General features: G+C 64.2%; 22 protein-coding genes. 20 read left to right on the plus strand and 2 right to left on the minus strand.

Annotated elements, in window-relative coordinates:
• Nucleotides 1-49: 49 nt before the first annotated feature.
• The 6 genes from coxB (at nt 50) to F3J17_RS28685 (ending at nt 5531) form a co-directional block, all read left to right on the plus strand.
• Complete coding sequence (gene coxB / locus F3J17_RS28660; RefSeq protein ID WP_167067283.1) at nt 50-1687, plus strand: cytochrome c oxidase subunit II; 1638 nt, start codon at nt 50-52, stop codon at nt 1685-1687.
• Between the two features lie 165 nt (nt 1688-1852).
• On the plus strand, nt 1853-3466 hold the full coding sequence (ctaD, locus tag F3J17_RS28665; protein ID WP_167067286.1) for a cytochrome c oxidase subunit I: 1614 nt from the start codon (nt 1853-1855) through the stop codon (nt 3464-3466).
• Between the two features lie 109 nt (nt 3467-3575).
• Nucleotides 3576-3716 carry a cytochrome oxidase small assembly protein gene (locus F3J17_RS28670; RefSeq protein ID WP_240161199.1) on the plus strand — a complete coding sequence of 47 codons (141 nt, stop codon included), beginning with the start codon at nt 3576-3578 and terminating at the stop codon, nt 3714-3716.
• Nucleotides 3717-3762: 46 nt separating this feature from the next.
• A complete protein-coding gene (locus F3J17_RS28675) occupies nt 3763-4356 on the plus strand; it encodes a cytochrome c oxidase assembly protein (RefSeq protein WP_167067289.1) in 594 nt (197 codons plus the stop codon).
• A 28-nt stretch (nt 4357-4384) separates the two neighbouring features.
• Complete coding sequence (locus tag F3J17_RS28680) at nt 4385-4609, plus strand: DUF2970 domain-containing protein (RefSeq protein ID WP_167067292.1); 225 nt, start codon at nt 4385-4387, stop codon at nt 4607-4609.
• Between the two features lie 64 nt (nt 4610-4673).
• The gene (locus tag F3J17_RS28685; protein ID WP_167067295.1) at nt 4674-5531 is read left to right on the plus strand and encodes a cytochrome c oxidase subunit 3; all 858 of its coding nucleotides are present in this window, start codon (nt 4674-4676) and stop codon (nt 5529-5531) included.
• A gap of 149 nt (nt 5532-5680) precedes the next feature.
• On the opposite strand, the gene F3J17_RS28690 is transcribed toward F3J17_RS28685, so the two are convergent.
• Nucleotides 5681-5890, minus strand: a complete 210-nt coding sequence (locus F3J17_RS28690) for a twin transmembrane helix small protein (RefSeq protein WP_167067557.1) — start codon at nt 5888-5890, stop codon at nt 5681-5683.
• A 135-nt stretch (nt 5891-6025) separates the two neighbouring features.
• Here F3J17_RS28690 and F3J17_RS28695 point away from each other — a divergent pair, with 135 nt between their 5' ends.
• The 6 genes from F3J17_RS28695 (at nt 6026) to F3J17_RS28720 (ending at nt 11272) form a co-directional block, all read left to right on the plus strand.
• Nucleotides 6026-6814 carry an SURF1 family protein gene (locus F3J17_RS28695; RefSeq protein ID WP_167067297.1) on the plus strand — a complete coding sequence of 263 codons (789 nt, stop codon included), beginning with the start codon at nt 6026-6028 and terminating at the stop codon, nt 6812-6814.
• Between the two features lie 191 nt (nt 6815-7005).
• A complete protein-coding gene (locus tag F3J17_RS28700; protein ID WP_167067561.1) occupies nt 7006-7563 on the plus strand; it encodes a cytochrome C oxidase subunit I in 558 nt (185 codons plus the stop codon).
• Between the two features lie 39 nt (nt 7564-7602).
• The gene (locus F3J17_RS28705) at nt 7603-8712 is read left to right on the plus strand and encodes a COX15/CtaA family protein (RefSeq protein ID WP_167067300.1); all 1110 of its coding nucleotides are present in this window, start codon (nt 7603-7605) and stop codon (nt 8710-8712) included.
• A gap of 9 nt (nt 8713-8721) precedes the next feature.
• Nucleotides 8722-9627: a heme o synthase gene (cyoE, locus tag F3J17_RS28710; RefSeq protein ID WP_167067303.1), complete on the plus strand. Its 906-nt coding sequence runs from the start codon at nt 8722-8724 to the stop codon at nt 9625-9627.
• 4 nt (nt 9628-9631) lie between these two features.
• Nucleotides 9632-10276, plus strand: a complete 645-nt coding sequence (locus tag F3J17_RS28715) for an SCO family protein (protein ID WP_167067306.1) — start codon at nt 9632-9634, stop codon at nt 10274-10276.
• A 183-nt stretch (nt 10277-10459) separates the two neighbouring features.
• The gene (locus F3J17_RS28720; protein WP_167067309.1) at nt 10460-11272 is read left to right on the plus strand and encodes a MetQ/NlpA family ABC transporter substrate-binding protein; all 813 of its coding nucleotides are present in this window, start codon (nt 10460-10462) and stop codon (nt 11270-11272) included.
• 123 nt (nt 11273-11395) lie between these two features.
• Here F3J17_RS28720 and F3J17_RS28725 read toward each other — a convergent pair whose 3' ends face one another.
• Nucleotides 11396-11833 carry a MarR family winged helix-turn-helix transcriptional regulator gene (locus tag F3J17_RS28725; protein ID WP_275692930.1) on the minus strand — a complete coding sequence of 146 codons (438 nt, stop codon included), beginning with the start codon at nt 11831-11833 and terminating at the stop codon, nt 11396-11398.
• On the opposite strand from F3J17_RS28725, the gene F3J17_RS28730 reads away from it, so the two are divergent.
• From F3J17_RS28730 to F3J17_RS28765, 8 genes are all read left to right on the plus strand, one after another.
• A complete protein-coding gene (locus F3J17_RS28730; protein ID WP_167067315.1) occupies nt 11814-12152 on the plus strand; it encodes a hypothetical protein in 339 nt (112 codons plus the stop codon). The two genes, F3J17_RS28725 and F3J17_RS28730, sit on opposite strands and share 20 nt — an antisense overlap.
• A gap of 104 nt (nt 12153-12256) precedes the next feature.
• The gene (locus F3J17_RS28735) at nt 12257-12991 is read left to right on the plus strand and encodes a GntR family transcriptional regulator (RefSeq protein ID WP_167067318.1); all 735 of its coding nucleotides are present in this window, start codon (nt 12257-12259) and stop codon (nt 12989-12991) included.
• Nucleotides 12988-13128 carry a hypothetical protein gene (locus F3J17_RS28740; RefSeq protein ID WP_167067321.1) on the plus strand — a complete coding sequence of 47 codons (141 nt, stop codon included), beginning with the start codon at nt 12988-12990 and terminating at the stop codon, nt 13126-13128. Before F3J17_RS28735 ends, F3J17_RS28740 begins: the two co-directional genes overlap by 4 nt.
• Nucleotides 13122-14225, plus strand: coding sequence for an N-acetylglucosamine-6-phosphate deacetylase (nagA, locus tag F3J17_RS28745; RefSeq protein ID WP_167067324.1), 1104 nt, complete (start codon nt 13122-13124; stop codon nt 14223-14225). The genes F3J17_RS28740 and nagA overlap by 7 nt, the downstream gene beginning before the upstream one ends.
• Nucleotides 14218-15225: an SIS domain-containing protein gene (locus tag F3J17_RS28750; RefSeq protein WP_167067563.1), complete on the plus strand. Its 1008-nt coding sequence runs from the start codon at nt 14218-14220 to the stop codon at nt 15223-15225. Before nagA ends, F3J17_RS28750 begins: the two co-directional genes overlap by 8 nt.
• 39 nt (nt 15226-15264) lie before the next feature.
• On the plus strand, nt 15265-17889 hold the full coding sequence (ptsP, locus tag F3J17_RS28755; RefSeq protein ID WP_240161195.1) for a phosphoenolpyruvate--protein phosphotransferase: 2625 nt from the start codon (nt 15265-15267) through the stop codon (nt 17887-17889).
• A gap of 122 nt (nt 17890-18011) precedes the next feature.
• Nucleotides 18012-19775 carry an N-acetylglucosamine-specific PTS transporter subunit IIBC gene (gene nagE, locus F3J17_RS28760; RefSeq protein WP_167067330.1) on the plus strand — a complete coding sequence of 588 codons (1764 nt, stop codon included), beginning with the start codon at nt 18012-18014 and terminating at the stop codon, nt 19773-19775.
• 228 nt (nt 19776-20003) lie between these two features.
• Entirely contained in the window at nt 20004-20579 is a 576-nt protein-coding gene (locus F3J17_RS28765) for a hypothetical protein (protein WP_167067332.1), read from the plus strand.
• Nucleotides 20580-20582 lie beyond the last annotated feature (3 nt).

Genomic DNA, 20582 nt, shown 5'->3' on the forward strand with positions numbered 1-20582 from the left:
CCAGGGCGCGACCTGGTTGCAAAACCTTCCTGCGGGGTCGAGGGTTTGAATGGAATTTATGGGTAAGGAAGCTATGAAAACAATCAAGCGAGCCCTACAGGGCGTGCTGGCGTGCAGCGGACTCGTATTCGCCGGCGCGGCACTCGCAGTCGGAGACAGTCCGGGCGGCCCAGCGGTCAACGAGATCAATCTCCAACCGCCCGTTACGCGCATCGCAGAAGAGCTTTACAACCTTCATACGATGATGCTGATCCTATGCACGGTGATTTTCATCGGCGTATTCGGCGTCATGTTCTATTCGATCTTTGCGCATCGCAAATCGAAGGGCCATCAGGCTTCGCATTTCCACGAAAGTACGACCGTCGAAATCATCTGGACGATCGTGCCGTTCATCATCGTCGTGCTGATGGCGCTGCCGGCCACCAAGGCTGTGGTGGCCATGAAGGACACCTCCAACGCCGATATCACCGTCAAGGTGACGGGCTATCAGTGGAAGTGGGCCTACGACTACGTGAAGGGCGAAGGCGAGGGGATCAACTTTTTCTCCACGCTCACCACGCCGCGCAGCGAAGTGAACGGCCTCGCGCCGATCACGGATACCTATCTGCAGGAAGTCGACAACCCGCTCGTCGTGCCGGTCAACAAGAAGATTCGCGTGATCACGACGGCCAACGACGTGGTGCACTCGTGGTACGTGCCGGCGTTCGGCGTGAAGCAGGACGCAATTCCTGGCTTCGTGCGCGACACCTGGTTCAAGGCGGAGAAGGTGGGCACCTATCGCGGCTTCTGTACCGAGCTTTGCGGCAAGGAACACGCTTATATGCCGGTGGTGGTCGAAGTGCTGTCCGACGACGACTACGCCAAGTGGGTGCAGACGCAGAAGGCGAAGATGGCCGCGGCCAACGACGACCCGAACAAGACCTACACGATGGCCGAACTCAGGGAGCGCGGCGAGAAGGTCTACGCGTCGAACTGCGCGGTGTGCCACCAGCCCACGGGCAAGGGCGCGGGCGCGTTCCCGGCGCTCGACGGCAGCAAGGTCGCCAACGGTCCGATCGCCGAACACGTGAGCATCGTGCTCAAGGGCAAGGCAGCGATGCCGTCCTGGGCGCCGACGCTCAACGATGTCGAAATCGCTTCGGTCATCACTTTCGAGCGCAACGCGTGGGGCAACCACACGGGCGACATCCTGCAGCCGCGTCAGGTGGCGGATGCGCGCAACGGCAAGATGCCCGAAGGCGGCGGCACAACGGCGGCGGCGGGTGCGGCGGGTGCAGACCAGGCAGCGGCAAGCGGTGCGGCTGAAGCCAGCGCACCGGCTGCGGCAGCCAGCGGCGCGGATCAAGCTTCGGGCGCGGCGCAAAGCAGCGCGTCGCTACCGGCCAGCGTGTATTTCGAAGTGGGCAAGAGCACGCTGCCCAGCGACGCCAAGGACGCGATCCAGGCGGCGGCGGATTACGCGAAGGCGCATCCGGACGCGAAGTTCACGCTGTCGGGTTACACCGACGCGAGCGGCAAGGCTGACGCCAATGCGGAACTGGCCAAGCACCGCGCACAAGCCGTGCGCGATGCGCTCAAGGCTGCGGGCATCGCCGAGGATCACATCATTCTGAAGAAGCCGGAGACGGTCACCGGCGGAGCGGACGCGAAGGAAGCGCGCCGCGTGGAAATCAGCCCGGCTGCATAAAACGCCATCACGAGCGTGCAATCTGGCGGGTCCACAAGCAGTACATAACGAATTCGATAACAAGAAACACTCAGTACGCTGTAAAAAAGCGGGCACGAGTCGCGGACTGCCGCGCCGGCCAACACTGCAGTAGAGACACAAAGCAATTCGCTTCAGGAGAGAGTCATGTCTAGCATCGGACACGATGTAGCTGGGGGGCACGGTCACGTGCATGGCGACCACGCCCACGCGACGCCACACGGCTGGCGCCGCTGGCTGATGGCCACCAACCACAAGGACATCGGAACGCTGTATCTGCTGTTCTCGTTCGTGATGTTCCTGTCGGGCGGCGTGATGGCCCTGGGCATCCGCGCCGAACTGTTCGAACCGGGCCTGCAGATCATGCGCCCCGAGTTCTTCAACCAGCTCACCACGATGCACGGCCTGATCATGGTGTTCGGCGCGATCATGCCGGCCTTCGTGGGCTTCGCGAACTGGATGGTGCCGCTGCAGATCGGCGCATCGGACATGGCCTTCGCGCGCATGAACAACTTCAGCTTCTGGCTGCTGCCCGCAGCGGCCTGCCTGCTGGTGGGTTCGTTCTTCGCACCGGGCGGCGCAACCGCCGCGGGCTGGACGCTCTACGCACCGCTTTCCACGCAGATGGGCCCCGGCATGGACCTCGCGATTTTCGCGGTCCACATGATGGGCGCCTCGTCGATCATGGGCGGCATCAACATCGTCGTCACGATCCTGAACATGCGCGCACCGGGCATGACGCTCATGAAGATGCCGATGTTCGCGTGGACGTGGCTCATCACCGCCTATCTGCTGATCGCCGTGATGCCGGTTCTGGCAGGCGCGATCACCATGCTGCTGTTCGATCGCCACTTCGGCACGAGCTTCTTCAATGCGGCAGGCGGCGGCGACCCGGTCATGTACCAGCATATTTTCTGGTTCTTCGGCCACCCCGAGGTCTACATCATGATCTTGCCGGCGTTCGGGATCGTGTCGCAGGTGATTCCGGCGTTTTCGCGCAAGCCGCTGTTCGGCTATAGCTCGATGGTGTACGCCACGGCGTCGATCGCGATTCTCTCGTTCATGGTCTGGGCGCACCACATGTTCGCCACGGGCATGCCAGTCACGGGTCAGCTGTTCTTCATGTACGCGACCATGCTGATCGCGGTGCCGACGGGCGTGAAGGTGTTCAACTGGGTGGCCACCATGTGGCGCGGCTCGCTCACGTTCGAGACGCCGATGCTGTGGTCCGTGGGCTTCCTGATCGTGTTCACGTTCGGCGGTCTGTCGGGCCTGATGCTGGCGATGGCGCCGCTCGACATCCAGTATCACGGGACTTATTTCGTGGTGGCGCACTTCCACTACGTGCTGGTGGCGGGATCCTTATTCGCGCTGTTCTCAGGGTGGTACTACTGGTCGCCGAAATGGACCGGCTGGATGTACAACGAGATGCGCGGCAAGATCCACTTCTGGTGCTCGCTGGTGTTCTTCAACGTCGCGTTCCTGCCGATGCACTTTGTCGGCCTTGCCGGGATGCCGCGTCGTTACGCCGACTATCCGGCCCAGTTCACCGACTGGAACCAGGTCATCACGATCGGCGCATTCGGTTTCGGTCTGTCGCAGGTGTACTTCCTGTTCTTCGTCGCGCTGCCCGCCTATCGCGGCGGCGGCGAACTGGAAAAGGCCGGCGACAAGCCCTGGGATGGCGCAACCGGTCTCGAATGGACCGTGCCGAGCCCGGCGCCGTTCCACACCTTCGAAAATCCGCCGACGGTCGAATAAAGACCGTACACGCAACGCAGCCGCGGTATTCACGCAGGAGCGATTCACGATGCAGGGAATGACGCCGATCGCGATGGATGATGAAGCCGCGGCCAACCGTACTGCCAGCATGACCCGCAACTCACAGAAACAACGCACGCCCGAGCAGATTCGCGCGGGCAACCTTCGGCTCGGCCTGATTATGCTGGCGGTCGCCGCTGCGTTCTTTCTGGGCGCAGTCGTGAAGCAGGTGTACTTCGCCGGGCACTGACGCGCCGCCGTTTTGCGCGTCGGGCCGGCACTGAAGAGGACGTCTGATGTCCACGCAGCACACCGTGAGCGACCGGAAAACCGACCGTGCTTTCAACCGCTCGATGCTGATCAAGCTCGTGGTGGTGGCGCTCCTGATGTTCGGCTTTGGCTGGGCGCTGGTGCCGATGTATCGCGCGATCTGCGAAGTCACCGGCGTCAACAATCTGGTGCAGCGCGACACCACGGCGCGCGAGGCGCGCAACACGCAGGTCGACATGACGCGCACGATTTCGGTCGAACTGGACGCGAACGCGCGCGGATTGCTGGGTTTCAGGCCGGAGCAGAACAGCATCGACGTGCATCCCGGCGAAGTCATGACGGTGATGTACGACATTTCGAACAACGAAGGACGCACGATCGACGCGCAGGCGATTCCGAGCTACGCGCCGAAGCAGGCCACCGAGTACTTCCGCAAGATCGAGTGTTTCTGCTTCACGCAACAGACCTTGAAGGCGAATGAGACGAAGCGCATGCCGGTGGTGTTCGTGATCGATCCGAAACTGCCGAAGGACGTGAAGACGATCACGCTGTCATACACCTTCTTCGAGCTGAACAAGCCGGCGGTTCCGGCGGCGCCGAAGCAGGCGGCCGGCGCGTGAGGCTTATGAGGTTCATGAGGCGCGAGCGATGAGCGACGACAGCGGCGCAGGATCGGCGAAAGCGAAGAAGGGCAGCGTGCTGCAACTGGTGAAGGCCGTGGCGTGGTCGTTCCTGGGCGTGCGCAAACGCGCTGATCTCGAATCCGACGCCGCGCAGTTGCATCCCGCGGCGCTGATCGCGGCGGGGATCATCGGCGCGATTCTGTTTATCGTCGTGTTGCTGCTGATCGTGCATGCGGTCGTCGGCAAGTAGTCCAAACGAATAATGTAGAGACCCCGACCATGTTCGGGCGCAACTGGAAACTGGAGAAACAGGCATGAGCGGTCAAAACGATAGCCCGTACTACTTCGTACCGCATCCGTCGCGGCATCCGATCAGCGCGGCCATTGGGCTGCTGGTCATGCTGTCGTCGCTCGCGTCGTGGATCAATGGCGACTCGTGGGCGCCGATCGGCGTGGTCGTCGGTCTCTTGTGGTTGCTCTTCACGCTCTGGCACTGGTTCGGCGACGCGATCTCCGAATCCGAAGGCGGCATGTACGGCAAGCGCGTGGACGTGTCGTACCGCTGGAGCATGAGCTGGTTCATCTTCTCCGAAGTGATGTTCTTCGGCGCGTTCTTCGGCGCCTTGTTCTACGCGCGCCAGATCGCCCTGCATCAGCTCGGCAGCCTCGACTTCAAGCTGATCTGGCCGGACTTCGCGGCGGTGTGGCCCAACAACGGCCCGGCGGGACTGGTCTCGCACTTCCGCTCGATGACGCCGTGGCCCGTGCCGACCATCAATACGGCGCTGCTGCTGTCCTCGGGCGCGACGCTCACGGTCTCGCACCACGCGCTGCGCGACAACCATCGCCGCAAGGCCATCGCCTGGCTCGCGGGCACGCTGGTGCTGGGGATCTGCTTCCTCTGCCTGCAAGCCTTCGAATACATCCATGCGTACAACGAACTGAATCTGACGCTCGCGTCGGGCATCTACGGTTCGACGTTCTTCCTGCTGACGGGCTTTCACGGTTTTCACGTGTTCCTCGGCGGCACGATGCTCGCCGTCGTGATGATCCGTCTGATTCGCGGGCACTTCACGCCGGAGCATCACTTCGCGTTCGAAGGCGCGGCGTGGTACTGGCACTTCGTGGACGTGGTGTGGCTCGGTCTCTACGTGGTGGTGTACTGGCTGTGACGCGCGCGGCGCGCTTTGCTTGCCTGGAAAGCGCGCCTGAAAACACGAAGGCGCCGCTCCGACATGGTCGGCGCGGCGCCTTGGTTTTTGCGGGATCGACGTGGGCGCGAAGTGTGCGACGCGTGCGACGTGTGAGTTTCGTGCGCGGATCAGCGACCGATGGGAATGCCCGTCGGCTGGATCCAGCCCATCCAGTGCGCGAACAGAATGAACAGAAACAGCGAAATGGAGAAGCCCACGCGCGTGGCGAGCGACCAGACCATGCGCTTGGTGCGGCCCCGATCGTGCATCATGAAATAGAGCGCCGAGATCATGCTCGCGATGATCAGCGCGAAGGCAATAGGGACGAGTATGTGCAGGAAGTTCACGGCGGAATTTGCGAAATCTCGCTTGTCTCGGGTCTTTTGTATGTCGGATAAAGCCTGTCTCATTATCGCACCGCGCCCTGGCGTGCGGGGTTCGATCATCCGTATGTGCCGCATTGGTCGTGCCCGATGAAGATCCGCCTCGTTCCCGCGCTGCTTATCCTGATCGTGATGGCCGTGACGATACGGCTCGGCTTCTGGCAGCGCGATCGCGCGCATCAGAAGGAAGCCTTGCAGGCGCAGATCACGCAATACGAAAACGCCACGCCGCAAACGGTGAGCGCCGCGCCCGTCGCGCTCAAGCGCATCGAGTTCCATCGCGTGCGTGCGAAGGGCACGTTCGAGCCGGCTCGCGTGGTGTATCTCGACAATCGTCCCTATAACGACCAGCCAGGCTTTTACGTGGTGATGCCGCTTAAACTGGACGACGGCGGTTACGTGCTGGTCAACCGTGGCTGGCTGCCGCGCAGCATCGATAACCGCGAGCGGATCGCGCCCTATGAGACGCCCGCAGGATCGGTGGAAGTGGAGGGCATCGCGCGCGCGGATGCCTCGCGCGCGTTCGAACTGGGTGCGGGCGGCTCTGCAGCGCACCAGAAGATCCGGCAGAATCTCGGCGTCGCTTCCTACGCAGCGGAAACCGGTCTGCCGCTGCAACCGTTCGTGATCCAGCAGACGGGCTTCGTATCGCCTTCGGCGCCGGCCTTCAAGGACGGTCTCGTGCGCGACTGGCCCGCGCCCAGCACGGACGTCGAACGCAACATCGGCTACATGTTCCAGTGGTGGGGCATGGCGGCCGCCGCGCTCGGATTCGGTCTTTATGCGGCTCGTCGAGCTGCGACAAAAGAGCGCATGCAGGCCGGCGAAGAACACGGTCCGCAGGAACAGGGGCCGGTTCATGGCGCGAAGGACGCCTGACGATCGATCATCGTCAGCGCAAATCAGCGCGTTGCGACAGGCGCAGCGCATGGTCAACAGGAAGCGACAGAAACGAGGTTCACGCAGTGTCGACGCAATCTCCCGATACCACCCATCACACGCAGGTTTCCCGCAACGCGGCGCAACAGGGCGGCGCACAGCCCAAGGGTTCGTGGCGGCGCGGCCGCTGGATGTTGTTCCTGATCGCGCTGATCTGCGGCGCGCCCATCGCCATCTCGTATTTCACGTACTACGTGATCAAGCCGAAGGGCGGCAGCACCAGCTACGGCACGCTGATCGAGCCGCAGCGCACGATTCCTCCGGCGCTGATGGTGACCGGCGACGACGGCCGCGCCGTGCCGCTGGACTCGCTGCGCGGGCGCTGGCTGATGATTTCCGTTGATGGAAGCGCGTGCGACGAAGCCTGTGTGCACAAGCTGTATTTCATGCGCCAGGTGCGCGCCACGCAGGGCGCTGAGCGCGAACGTGTGCTCACGCTCTGGCTGCGCACCGACGACGCGAATGTGCCCGACGTGGTGAAGAGCGCCTATCCCGACACCCGCATGCTGCGCGCCGATCCGGCCGCCGTGGCTGCGTGGCTGCCCGCCACCGACACGACCAAAGACACCGACCACATCTACCTGGTCGATCCGAACGGCAACCTGATGATGCGTTTCCCCGACCATCCGGATCCGTCAAAGATCAAACAAGACGTGACTAAGCTCCTCAAGTGGTCCAGCATCGGTTAAGGTGCGCAGCGCGAGTTCTGACAGAAAAGAGTAAGAGAGATGTTTATCCTGGAGCTGGGCCTGATTGGCCTGTGCATCGCGTTGCTGCCGCTTTCGTGGGTGTGGGTCAAAGCCGACGACAACAAATTCCGCAAGCTCGTGTGGCTCACGACCTTCATGACGCTCGACCTGGTCATGTTCGGCGGCTTCACGCGCCTGACCGATTCGGGGCTTGGGTGCCCTGACTGGCCGGGCTGCTACGGCACGTCGTCGCCGTTCATCGCGCACGTGCAGATTGCCGCCGCGCATCTGGCCATGCCGAGCGGTCCCGTGAGCATGTCGAAGGCGTGGATCGAGATGATTCACCGTTATTTCGCCATGGCGATCGGTGTCCTCATCATTGCGCAGATGGCGATTGCCTGGCGCGCGCGCATCAAGCGCCTGCCGCTGCATGTGTCGCCGTGGTGGCCGACTTCGCTGCTCGGCCTGATTCTCGTGCAGGGCATCTTCGGCGCGTGGACCGTGACGATGAAGCTGCAGCCGGTGATCGTCACCACGCACCTGCTGCTGGGGCTCACGCTGCTCGGCACGCTCGCGTGGCTCGGCGCGCGCATGACGCCGTTGCCCGCCTATGAGCCCGACGCCGCGCGCTGGCGCGTGGCCGCGCTCGCGGCGCTCGTGCTGCTGATCGTGCAGATCGCGCTGGGCGGCTGGGTCAGTACGAACTACGCCGTACTCGCCTGCACCGACTTCCCGACCTGCAACGGCGCGTGGATTCCGCCGATGGATTTCCATCACGGATTTCACCTGTGGCGCGCGCTCGGCATGGATGGTAACGGCGATGTGATTACGCAGGACGCGCTGGTGGCGATTCACTGGACGCACCGCACGTTTGCCTTCGCCGTGATCGCATATCTGGTATGGTTCGGCCTCAAAATGCGGCGCTATGCCTCGTTGCGCCGCCCCGCAAACTGGGTTCTGATCGTGATTGCGATCCAGTTTCTGACAGGACTTTCCAACATCGTCCTGCAGTGGCCGCTGCCCATTGCGGTGGCCCATAACGGTGGCGCGGCGATCCTGCTGCTTTTGCTCGTCGTGCTAAACTTTCGAATTGCTTGTAGCCGCCCCGGCCGCGCCGTTCTCCCTGCGCGCGACACCGCTGCGGTGTGATCCCGCCCTATGGAAAGTACAACCCTCCCCCAGTCACCCGGTAGCCGGATTTCGCAGTATCTCGCGCTCACCAAGCCCCGCGTGACCCAACTGGCCGTGTTCTGCGCGGTCATCGGCATGTTCCTCGCCGTGCCGGGCATGGTGCCCTGGAAGCAGCTGATCGGCGGCACCGTCGGCATCTGGCTGACGGCAGGCGCGGCGTTCGCGATCAACTGTCTGGTCGAGCAAAAGGTGGATGCGCGCATGCGTCGCACCTCGTGGCGTCCTTCGGCGCGCGGCGAGATCACCAGCGTGCAGATCCTGATTTTCTCGGCGGTGATCGGCGGTCTGGGGATGTGGGTGCTGTACACCTTCGCCAATCCGCTGACGATGTGGCTCACGGTCGCCACGTTCATCGGCTACGCGATCATCTACACGCTGCTGCTCAAGCCGGCCACGCCGCAGAACATCGTGATCGGCGGTGCGTCGGGCGCGATGCCCCCGGCGCTGGGCTGGGCGGCCGTCACCGGCCACGTGCCCGGCGACGCCTGGATTCTCGTGCTGATCATCTTCGTGTGGACGCCGCCGCACTTCTGGGCGCTGGCGCTCTATCGCCGCAAGGACTACGAAGCAGCCGGCCTGCCGATGCTGCCCAACACGCACGGCGAAAAGTACACGCGCCTGCATATCCTGCTGTATTCGCTGATCCTCTTCGCGGTTGCGCTGATGCCCTATATCTCGGGTATGAGCGGCCTGCTGTATCTCGTGTCGAGCGTGCTGCTCGGCGCGATCTTCCTGGCTTACGCCTGGAAGATTTACCTCGAATATTCGGATCAGCTCGCCCGCGCGATGTTCCGTTACTCGATCATCTACCTCTCGCTGCTGTTCGTGGCCTTGCTCGTCGATCACTACGTGCATGCGCTCATCGGAGCGTAAGACCATGACTCGACGCACGCTTGCGCGCCTGGCGCGCGCGACGGTGATTGCGCTGGCCGCCGCGGGTGCGGTGGGCGCGACGCTCGGACTCGAAGGCTGCGGCCAGCAGCCGCCGTCGTTCTCGAATCTCGATATCACCGGCAACACGCAGTTCGGCAACAACTTCTCGTTGCCCGATTCGAACGGCAAGACGCGCACGATGGCCGACTTCAAGGGCAAGGTCGTGGTGCTGTTCTTCGGCTACACGCATTGCCCGGACGTCTGCCCGACCACCATGGCCGAGCTTTCGCAGGCGCTGCAGCAACTGGGCCCCGATGCCGACAAGCGCGTGCAGGTGATCTTCGTGAGCGTCGATCCCGAACGCGACACGCCGCAGATCCTCGGTCAGTACGTGAGCGCCTTCAATCCCACCTTCATCGCACTGCGCCCGGCCGACGACGCGCAGCTCAAGCAGGTGACGAAGGACTTCCGCGTGTACTACGCCAAGGTTCCGGGCAAGACGCCGGACGGCTACACGATGGATCACACGGCCGCGAGCTATGTGTTCGACACCACCGGCAAGCTGCGCCTGTTCGCGCGCGACGGGCAGGGCGTCACGCCCTGGGTGCACGATCTGAAGATCCTGCTCGGCTCGAACGACAACAACTGATTCAAGCGATTCACGCGCCTGCATGCGCCGCAGCTATGCGCTGCGGGCATACCGCTATGCGATTTCTGTCTTTCGCGCCATCGGTGCGATATGAGACGATTTCTGTCTGGCAGCGGGCGGCACACAATGCGGCCCGGCAGCTCAACAACGTAATAAACAGGCAACAAGCGGAACTACCCATCCATGCAGCGCAGAAATCTGATCAAAGTACTCCTCGCCGGCGTCGCCGCCACCACCCTCGCAGCCAGCTTCGGCGCACGCGCTGACGACCAGGTCATCAAGGTCGGCACCGTCGCAGGTCCGGACGCCCAGGTGTGGGCCGTGGTTCAGAAGGTCGCCAAGCGCGAAGGCCTGAACGTCAAGGTCATCGAATTCAACGACTACGTGCAGCCGAACGCGGCGCTCGATTCGGGCGACCTCGACGCCAACAGCTTCCAGACCGGCCCGTACCTCGACAGCCAGATCAAGCAGCGCGGCTACAAGATCGTCAACGCCGGCCTCACGTACATCTCGCCGATCGGCGTGTACTCGAAGAAGCTGAAGTCGCTGAACGATCTGCCGCAAGGCGCGAAGGTCGCAGTGCCGAACGATCCGTCGAATGAAAACCGTGCGCTGCTCGTGCTGCAAAGCAAGGGCGTGATCAAGTTGCGCGCTGGCGCGGGCACGAACGGCAACAACGCTACGCCGCTCGACGTCGCAGAAAACCCGAAGAAGGTGAAGCTGGTCGAACTCGACGCCGCGCAACTGCCGCGCGCGCTGGGCGACGTCGACGCCGCCGTCATCAACACCAACTACGCGCTGGCCGCCGGCCTGCAGCCGACCAAGGACGCCATCGCCCTGGAAGACACGCACAGCCCGTACGCCAACCTGATCGCCGTGCGCGCCCAGGACAAGGACAAGCCGTGGGTGAAGAAGCTGGTGGCCGCGTACCAGTCGGAAGACGTGCGCGTGTACATCAAGAACCAGTTCAAGGGTTCGATGATCCCGTCGTTCTAAGCGCTGACGATGCGCGGCCTGAGTGCTACCTCAGCGCCGCGTTAGTTGTCCTCGCAAGTAAAAAAGCCGCTGCACGATCCACGTGCAGCGGCTTTTTTCGTTTGCGCTCCAGATTGCCGGCGTCTAGCCGAGCAGGCGCTGGACGACTTCCATCGCCTTGATCAGTTCTTCCTGTTCTGCGATGGAAAGCTTGCCGAGCCGGTCGGCCAGGCCGCCGATCGCGGCGTCCCTGAGCGTTGCATAGGTGCTGTGGCCGGTGTCGGTCAGATAGATAAAGGTGCGGCGTGCGTCGGCCTGCGAGGCGGCGCGCGCAATCAGATGACGGCGAGCAAAGCTCGCAAGAATGCGGCTCAAGTAGCCTGAATCGAGCGCCAGGGTGCGGGCGAGCGTTGCGGAGGTCTGCGTGCCTCCGCTGTCCAGCTCGCGCAGCACGCGGATTTCGGTCAGCGAAAACGGCGAACTGGGCTGATCGTCCTGTTGTGCCCCGAGGAACGTTCGATAAAAGCGATTGAACTGCAGGACGGCTTCTGCACGCCGTCTCGTGTCGGAATCATTCGACAAACTGGGTACCCGTGGTCAGTTCGTTGATATTGGTCAGATGCCACTATATGGGATGTCAGAGGCGCGCGATATCGTTCACTTTCTGAATCTTCGCATTGGTTCTACGCCGGTATCAAGCTGGGATTCCAAAGCGGGATCGCTGGAACGCGAGTGGTTGCGACCAAAGAGCCAAAATGGGCTACGCCAGGGAAAATACCAATGCATCCTGGGTCGCCCATCAAGCCTTATAAAAAATCTCAATGCATTGATTTATAAGGAATTTATCTTGCGTGAGCAAGCGGTTTCGCCTATGTTGACTGGTATTATTGTGGTTATATAATGGGCTCGCTTTCGCACCGGACCGACGCCACGCTGTTTTTGTCGCGTTTATTTCACGATCTGTCCGGGCGCCCCACGATCCGTCAAACCGCTGGCCGGAGTTCCATGGAAACCCGTTGGTCTGCCCTGATGCCCGATGCGCGCAACGTCACGCCGCTCTATCTGCAGCTGGCGCGCAACCTTGCCACGGCCATCCATTGCGGCGTCTGGTCGGCGGGCGAGGCGCTGCCTTCGGAGCGCACGCTGTCGGATGCGATCGGCGTATCGCGCATCACGGCGCGTAAGGCGATCGAACTGCTCGTCGAACAGGGCCTGATCCGGCGCGCGCGCGGCGCGGGCAGCTTCATCACGCCGCGCGTGGAAGATCCGCTTTCGCGTTTGACCGGCTTCACGAAGAAGATGGAGCAGCGCGGTTTCACCGCCGATTCAGTGTGGCTCGAACGGGGCGTGCGCCCCGCGCATCGCGAAGAGATTGTCCAGCTTGGCCTGTCGCCGGGCGCTTCGGTGTCGAGCCTGCGGCGCTTGCGCCGCGCGGACGGCATCGTGATGGCGGTCGAGCACTCGGCGCTGCCGGTGTCGATCGTGCCGGACCCGCAAGGCTTCGACGGCTCGCTCTATGCGTATCTGGAAGCGCGCGACATGCCGGTGGTGCGCGCGCTGCAACACTTTCGCGCCGTGAATGCGACCGGCGAGATCGCCGAACTGATGGGCGTGGAGCCGCGTGCGGCGCTGCTGGTGATTACGCGTGTGGGGTTCTCGCGCGACCAGCACGCCATCGAGCTGACCGACACGTATTGCCGCGATGGTTACTACGACTTCGTCGCGGAGCTGCGCCAATGAAACTCGCAGTGCAGGCGACCCCCTTCACCGCGCACGGGAACACTCGCGCGCGCCACGACTCTCTCATGCACGTCACCGTCAAGACTGACCGCGCGCAGGCCGTTGCCGCGCGCAATATCGGAAAAATCTCATGCTGAGCGGAAATATTCTCACCCCTGATGGCTGGATCAACGGCACGCTGACGTTCGAAAACGGACGCATCACGTCGATCGAGGGCGAGGCCGCCGATCCGGCGAAGAACGACGCGCCCTACATCCTGCCGGGCTTCATCGACCTGCATGTGCACGGCGGCGGCGGCGCGGACGTGATGGAAGCCGGCAACGCAATCGAAACCATCGCCCGCACGCATGCGCGCTTCGGCACCACGAGCCTGCTGGCGACCACCATGACCGCGCCGCGCGACGAGCTGATGAACGTCGTCACGGGTCTGGGCGACGTCGCGCGCAAGCGCACGCCAGGCGGCGCGCGCGTGCTGGGCGTGCATCTGGAAGGGCCGTACATCAACCCGGGCAAACTGGGCGCGCAGCCCGACGCAGCGGTGTCCGCCGTGCTCGACGAAGTGCTCAAGTACCTGTCGATCGCGCCGATCCGCGTGGTCACCGTCGCGCCCGAAATCGCGGGGCATATCGAGATCATCGGCGAGATGGCGGCGCGCGGCGTGCGCGTGCAGATCGGCCATACGCTCGCCACTTACGACGACGCGGTGAACGCGCTCAAGCACGGCGCATGCGGTTTCACGCACCTGTTCAACGCGATGTCGCCGTTGCATCACCGCAATCCCGGCGTAGTCGGCGCAGCGCTCGCGCATGCCGAATACGCCGAAATCATCCCCGACCTGCTGCACGTCCACCCGGGCGCGATCCGCGCCGCACTGCGCGCGATTCCGCGCCTCTACGTGGTGACGGACAGCACCTCGGCGACCGGCATGCCCGACGGCGAATACCGCCTCGGCAGCCAGCACGTCACCAAATGCCTCGGCGGCGTGCGTCTCGCGGACGGCACGCTCGCGGGCAGCACGCTCACCATGGATCAGGCCTTGCGCAATCTCGTCTCGCTCGGCTTGCCGATCGCGGACGTGTCCGCTCGCCTGTCGCGCTACGCGGCCGACTACCTCGGCATCGAAGACCGGGGCCGCCTGCAGCGCGGCGCCTGGGCCGATGTCAACGTGTTCGACCGCGATCTGGCGCTTACCGCGACCTATGTCGAAGGAGAATCGCTTGTCGAATATGCTTAAAGAAGCGCTGGCCTCGGCCAGCGTCGTCGCCGCGCAGCTCGCGGACACCTCGCGCGTCGAGGCGCTTGCCAGCGCCCTCGAAGCGTCGCCGCGCCACGTCGCGCTCACCGTCGCGCGCGGCAGTTCCGACCACGCCGCGAGCTATTTTGCCGCGCTCACCATGAGCCGCCTGGGCGTGCCAGTCGCTTCGCTGCCGATGTCGATCGCCACGCTGCAACAGGCGCCCTTACGTGTAAGCGGCCAGTTTGCCCTTGCTTTCTCCCAATCAGGCAGGAGTCCTGATCTCGTGGCGACCATCAAGGCGCTGCGCGACGCAGGCGCGCTGACCGCCGCGATGGTCAACGTGGCCGATTCGCCGCTGGCCGAGGCCGCGGGCACGGAACTGCCGCTGCTCGCCGGTCCCGAACTGAGCGTGGCCGCCACCAAGAGCTATATCGCGATGCTGGCGATGTCGGCGCAACTGGTCGCGTTCTGGCAGCGCGACGCCGCGTTCCTCGACGCCGTGCGCGCGTTGCCCGATGCGCTGGAGCGCGCAGGCCAGCTCGACTGGTCGAAGGCCGTTGATGAGCTGCGCGACGTCAAGCAGATGATCGTGATCGGCCGCGGCGCGGGTCTGGCCATCGCCCAGGAAGCGGCGCTCAAGCTCAAGGAAACCTCGGGCATCCAGGCCGAAGCGTTTTCGAGCGCCGAAGTGCGTCACGGCCCGATGGAATTGATCGGCAACGACTACCCGCTGCTGGTGTTCGCGCCGCGCGGTCCGGAACAGGCCGGCCTGATCGAACTCGCGCGCGACATGCAAAAGCGCGGCGCGCGCGTGCTGCTGGCCGCGCCCGCGAACGTGCCGGAGGCGACGCTGCCGCTGGTCGAAGCCGCCGATGCGGCGCTCGATCCAATCGCCGCGATTCTTTCGTTCTACGTGATGGCGGCAGGTCTTGCGGCCGCGCGCGGCCGCAATCCGGATGAGCCGCGTTACCTGAACAAAGTCACCGAAACCCACTAGATTGGAAAGCTGATGGAACGCATCCAGGAGTCCCGCCTGATGAACCCGGAAAATTCCGCCGATCAGGGCGAAGGCCGCACGAGCGTGGGCAACTTCACGCTGGTCGCGCCGCTCACCGGCCCGGTCGTGCCGCTTTCGGCAGTGCCCGATCCGGTGTTTTCGGAAGGCATGTTCGGCGACGGCATCGGTATCGATCCGCTCGCGGGCAAACTGCTCTCGCCTTGCGACGGCACCGTCATGCACCTTGCGCGCACCGGCCACGCCGTCACGCTTGAGACCGCCGAGGGCGCACAGGTGCTCGTGCACATCGGCATCGATACGGTCGAACTGAATGGCAAGGGTTTTTCGCCCAAGGTCGAGCAGGGCGCAAAGGTGCGTCGCGGCGACCTGCTGATCGAATTCGATCTCGATGTCGTGGCGTGCGAGGCGCCGAGCCTCGTTTCGGTGATCGCGGTGGCGAACTCCGATGCGTTCGAAGTGATCCAGCGCGCCGGCGCGGGCAACGTCGAGGCGGGCAAGACGCCGCTGCTGGTGCTGCGCGCGCGTGAAGGCGCGGCCCACACGGTGGGGGCGGCTGGCAGCGCGAATCTGGTGATGGATGAAGTGCGCCGCAGCGTGAAGCTCACGCATGCGGGCGGTCTGCATGCACGCCCCGCCGCGCGGGCGCGCGAAGCGGTGCGCGGCATCGAGGCGCGCGTGGAAGTGCGCTTCGGCGAGCGCAAGGCGGCGATCGAAAGCGTGGTCGGCCTGCTGGCGCTGGGGGCGGGCGAGGGCGCGACCATCGAACTCGTCGGCATGGGACGCGAGGCGCAGAAGGCCGTGGATGCGGTCGCCAATGAACTGCAGCGCGAAGCGCCCGGTGAGGGTCACGAAGCGCCCGCGCGCGCGTTGTCGCCTGCGCCGGTGGCTGCGCCTGCGACGGCTGCAAGTGCACCCGCTGCTGCGAACGCCCCGCAGGGCACGCTTTCGGGCGTGTGCGCAGCGCCTGGCGTGGCAGTCGGCAAACTGGTGCGCTGGGACGATGCCGAAATCGCGCCGGTGGAACTCGCGAGCGGCCCTTCGGCAGCGGAAAGCCGTCTGCTCGACAAGGCGGTCGCAGCCGTCGATGCGGAACTCGATACGTCAGTGCGGGCGGCGTCGCAGCGCGGTGCGATCGGCGAAGCGGGCATCTTCCAGATGCATCGCGTGCTGCTCGAAGATCCGACGCTGATCGACGCGGCGCGCGACCTCATCAGCCTTGGCAAGAGCGCCGGCTTTGCGTGGCGCGAGTCGATCCGTGCGCAGATTGCCGTGCTCGGCAAGGTTGACGATCCGCTGCTTGCGGAGCGCGCCGCCGATCTGCGCGATCTCGAAAAGCGCGTGCTGCGTGCGCTCGCGCTCACCAGTGGCGCCGCCAACAGCGCGCCGCGCGAACTGCCCGACGAAGCCGTGCTGGCCGCCGACGAATTCACGCCGTCCGACCTCGCCACGCTCGATCGCAAGCGCGTCACCGCGCTCGTGATGGCGCGCGGCGGTGCGACCTCGCACGCCGCGATCATTGCGCGCCAGGCCGGTATTCCGGCGATCGTCGCGCTCGGCGATTCGCTGCACAAGATTGCCGAAGGCACGGAAGTGGTGGTGGACGCAGGCGCGGGCCGCCTGTTGCATGCGCCCAGCGCGCAGGACATCGAACGCGCGCGCGCCGAAAAGCAGCGCCTCGCTGGCGTGCGTGAAGCGAACCGTCTGACCTCGCAACAGGCCGCTGCCACGCGTGACGGCCACGCCATCGAAGTCGCCGCGAATATCGCGACGCTCGACGATGCGCGCACTGCGGTCGAGAACGGCGCGGACGCCGTCGGCCTGCTGCGCACCGAACTGATGTTCATCCACCGTCAGGCCGCACCGACGGTCGAAGAGCACCGTCAAAGCTATCAGGCGATTGCCGAGGCGCTGGATGGCCGCACGGCGATCATCCGTACGCTCGACGTGGGCGCGGACAAGGAAGTCGATTACCTCACGCTGCCGCCCGAGCCGAATCCCGCGCTGGGTCTGCGTGGCATCCGCCTTGCGCAGGTGCGTCCGGATCTGCTCGACGACCAGTTGCGCGGCCTGCTCGCGGTCGAACCGTTGAGCGCGATCCGCATCCTGCTGCCGATGGTCACCGACGTCGGCGAACTGATCCGCCTGCGCGAGCGCATCGATCTGTTCGCGAAAGAAGCGGGCCGCACGGGCCGCGTCGAAGTGGGTGTGATGATCGAGGTACCGTCTGCCGCGCTGCTGGCGGATCAACTTGCGCGCCACGCCGATTTCCTTTCGGTGGGCACCAACGATCTCACGCAGTACACGCTGGCGATGGACCGCTGCCAGCCCGATCTCGCCGCTCAGGCGGATGGCCTGCATCCGGCCGTGCTGCGCCTGATCGCCGTGGCAGTGGAAGGTGCGAGCAAGCATGGCAAATGGGTGGGCGTGTGCGGTGCGCTGGCGGGCGATCCGCTTGCGGTGCCGCTGCTCGTGGGCCTGGGCATCACCGAGCTTTCGGTGGATCCGGTTTCCGTGCCGTCGATCAAGGCGCGTGTGCGCAATCTCGACTACAACCAGTGCCGCGAGCGAGTGTTCGACATTCTCGCGCTTGAGTCGGCGCAAGCCGTGCGCGCTGCGAGCCGCGCGCACTGGCCGCTCGATTGAGCACAACCGATCGTTAAATATCCTCATTAAAAGTCGTCAACACGCCGGCGTGCGCAGCGATCGTGCGCCGGTTTCTCTCACCTTAATACGTCACGCTAGAGACAGGGACTGGAGGCAGTTCGATGGATGGCAATCCGTTTCTTAAAATTCAGAGCCTCGGCCGCGCGCTGATGCTCCCGATCGCAGTGCTGCCCGTTGCGGGCATTCTGCTGCGCTTCGGCCAGAGCGACATGCTCAATATCAAGATCATCGCCGATGCGGGTGGCGCGATCTTCGACAACCTTCCGCTGCTGTTCGCGATCGGCATTGCCGTGGGTTTCGCGAAGGACAACAACGGTGTGGCGGCGCTCGCGGGCGCGCTCGGCTATCTGGTCGAAATCGCCGTGATGAAGGACATCAACGACAAGCTCAACATGGGCGTGCTGTCGGGCGTGGTGGCCGGCGTGGTGGCGGGGATGCTGTACAACCGCTTCAAGGACATCAAGCTGCCCGAGTTCCTCGCGTTCTTCGGCGGCAAGCGTTTCGTGCCGATCATCACCGGGCTCGTGTGTCTGTTGCTCGGGGTGATATTCGGCTACGCGTGGGGACCCGTGCAGGCCGTGATCGATTCGGCCGGCCATTGGCTCACCACGGCGGGCGCGATCGGCACCTTCGTCTATGGTCTGCTGAACCGTCTGCTGCTCGTGACGGGCCTGCATCACATCCTCAACTCGCTCGTGTGGTTCGTGTTCGGCACCTTCACGCCCGCAGGCGGCGCGCCGGTGACGGGCGATCTGCACCGCTTCTTCGCGGGCGACCCCACCGCGGGTGGCTTCATGGCCGGCTTCTTCCCGGTGATGATGTTCGGCCTGCCCGCCGCGTGTCTGGCGATGCTGCACGAAGCGCCGAAGGAAAAGCGCGCGATGGTGGGCGGCCTGCTGTTGTCGATGGCGCTCACGTCCTTCCTCACGGGCGTGACCGAGCCGATCGAATTCACCTTCATGTTCCTCGCGCCGGTGCTGTATGGCATCCACGCGGTGCTCACGGGCCTGTCGCTGGCGATCTGCTCGCTGCTGAATATCAAGCTCGGCTTCACGTTCTCGGCGGGGGCGATCGACTACTTCCTGAATTACGGTCTGTCGACGCACGGCTGGGAAGCGATTCCGCTGGGTCTGGTCTACGCGGTCGTGTACTACGGGCTGTTCCGCTTCTTTATCCGTCGCTTCAATCTGCCGACGCCGGGCCGTGAAGCTTCGGCGGGCGACACGGAAATCGCTTCGACGATGTCGGGCGTGGCGGTGGCCGGTGCGGCAACGGCGACGCGCGCGACGCGTTATATCGATGCGCTTGGCGGCGCGGCCAATCTCAAGGTGGTCGATGCCTGCACGACGCGTCTGCGTCTGAACGTGGTGGATCCGGCGCATGTCTCGGAACCGGCGCTCAAGGCGATTGGCGCGCGCGGCGTGCTCAAGCGCGGCGGGGAAAGCGTGCAGGTCATCATCGGGCCGGAAGCGGACATCATCGCCGACGAAATCCGTCGCGAGATGGCGAGTGGTCGTCCGGCTGCGGCTGCTGCTGCTGCGCCGGTCGCTCAGTCGGCGGCTGCCCAGCCGGCTGTCGCAAGCACGGCGGCATCTGCGGCATCTGCGGCAACGGCAGGCGAAAGCGGCCCGCTCGACCCCGATCCTTCGCGCTGGCTCTCCGTGCTGGGCGGTTCGGCGAACATCGTCTCGCTCGACGCCGTTGCCGCCACGCGCCTGCGCGTGATCGTGCGCGATCCGTCGGCGGTCGATCGTGCGCGTCTGGGCTCGCTGGATGTGGTGTGGGTGGCAACCGACACGCTGCATATCGTCGTCGGCAGCGCCGCACAGCGCTACGCCGATACGCTCTCGCTGCAGTCCGCTTGAGCGCATCTGCCTTTCGTCTGCCAGAAACGAAAAAACCGGCCTTCGGGCCGGTTTTTTTTATGCAATCGGAGTTCTCTGAGTTCCTGCGATATTGCGAATCAGCTTGGGTGTCGCGCAAGAAACGCTGTTTTGGCCGACCGAATACGCGCGGTCTCTCCCTAGAATTCTTCCCTTTATTCGCGCGGTAACACCCGTCGCCGTGGCGGCGAGTGCGAAGCAAGGGGCAACATGAACGCCAGTCAATTCCAGTGGGCCGTGGTCGTTTTCGGCATGATTCTCGGCCTGAGCGTCACGCGCATTCTCACCAGCGTCGTCGCTGCGTTTCGCTCGCGGCACAACACCCGGCCCGACTGGGTGCCGCTCGTCTGGGCCGCGTGCGTCTTCCTGCTGCAACTCGAACTCTGGTGGGCAATCGCCGACCTGCGCAGCATCATCAAGGACTGGACCTTCAACCTGTTCCTGCTATTCACGTTTTCGCCGCTGCTGCTGTTCTTCGCTGCGGCGCTCGTGTTGCCGTTGCACGAAGCCAACGTCAGCGAGTGTCAGATCGACCTTTTTCGACGCAACGGCCGCTGGGCGCTGATTGTAATCAGCGTCTACTATCTGCAGTCCTTGCTGCAAACCGTGTACTTCTGGCGGGAGTCGCCGGAAAGCTTCTGGATGGCGATCAACGTCGCGCTGATTGTCCTGCCGCTCATCGCTTTCTTCGCCCGGCGACGCCTGTGCGCCATCGCAACGCTGCTGAGTTTCGCGCTCACGCTTTGTTTCGTGTTCGTCGATGTCGCGATTCCGCCGCCTGCGTGAGTA

The organism is Burkholderia sp. Ax-1719 (assembly GCF_011753055.1).
Taxonomy (GTDB): domain Bacteria; phylum Pseudomonadota; class Gammaproteobacteria; order Burkholderiales; family Burkholderiaceae; genus Paraburkholderia.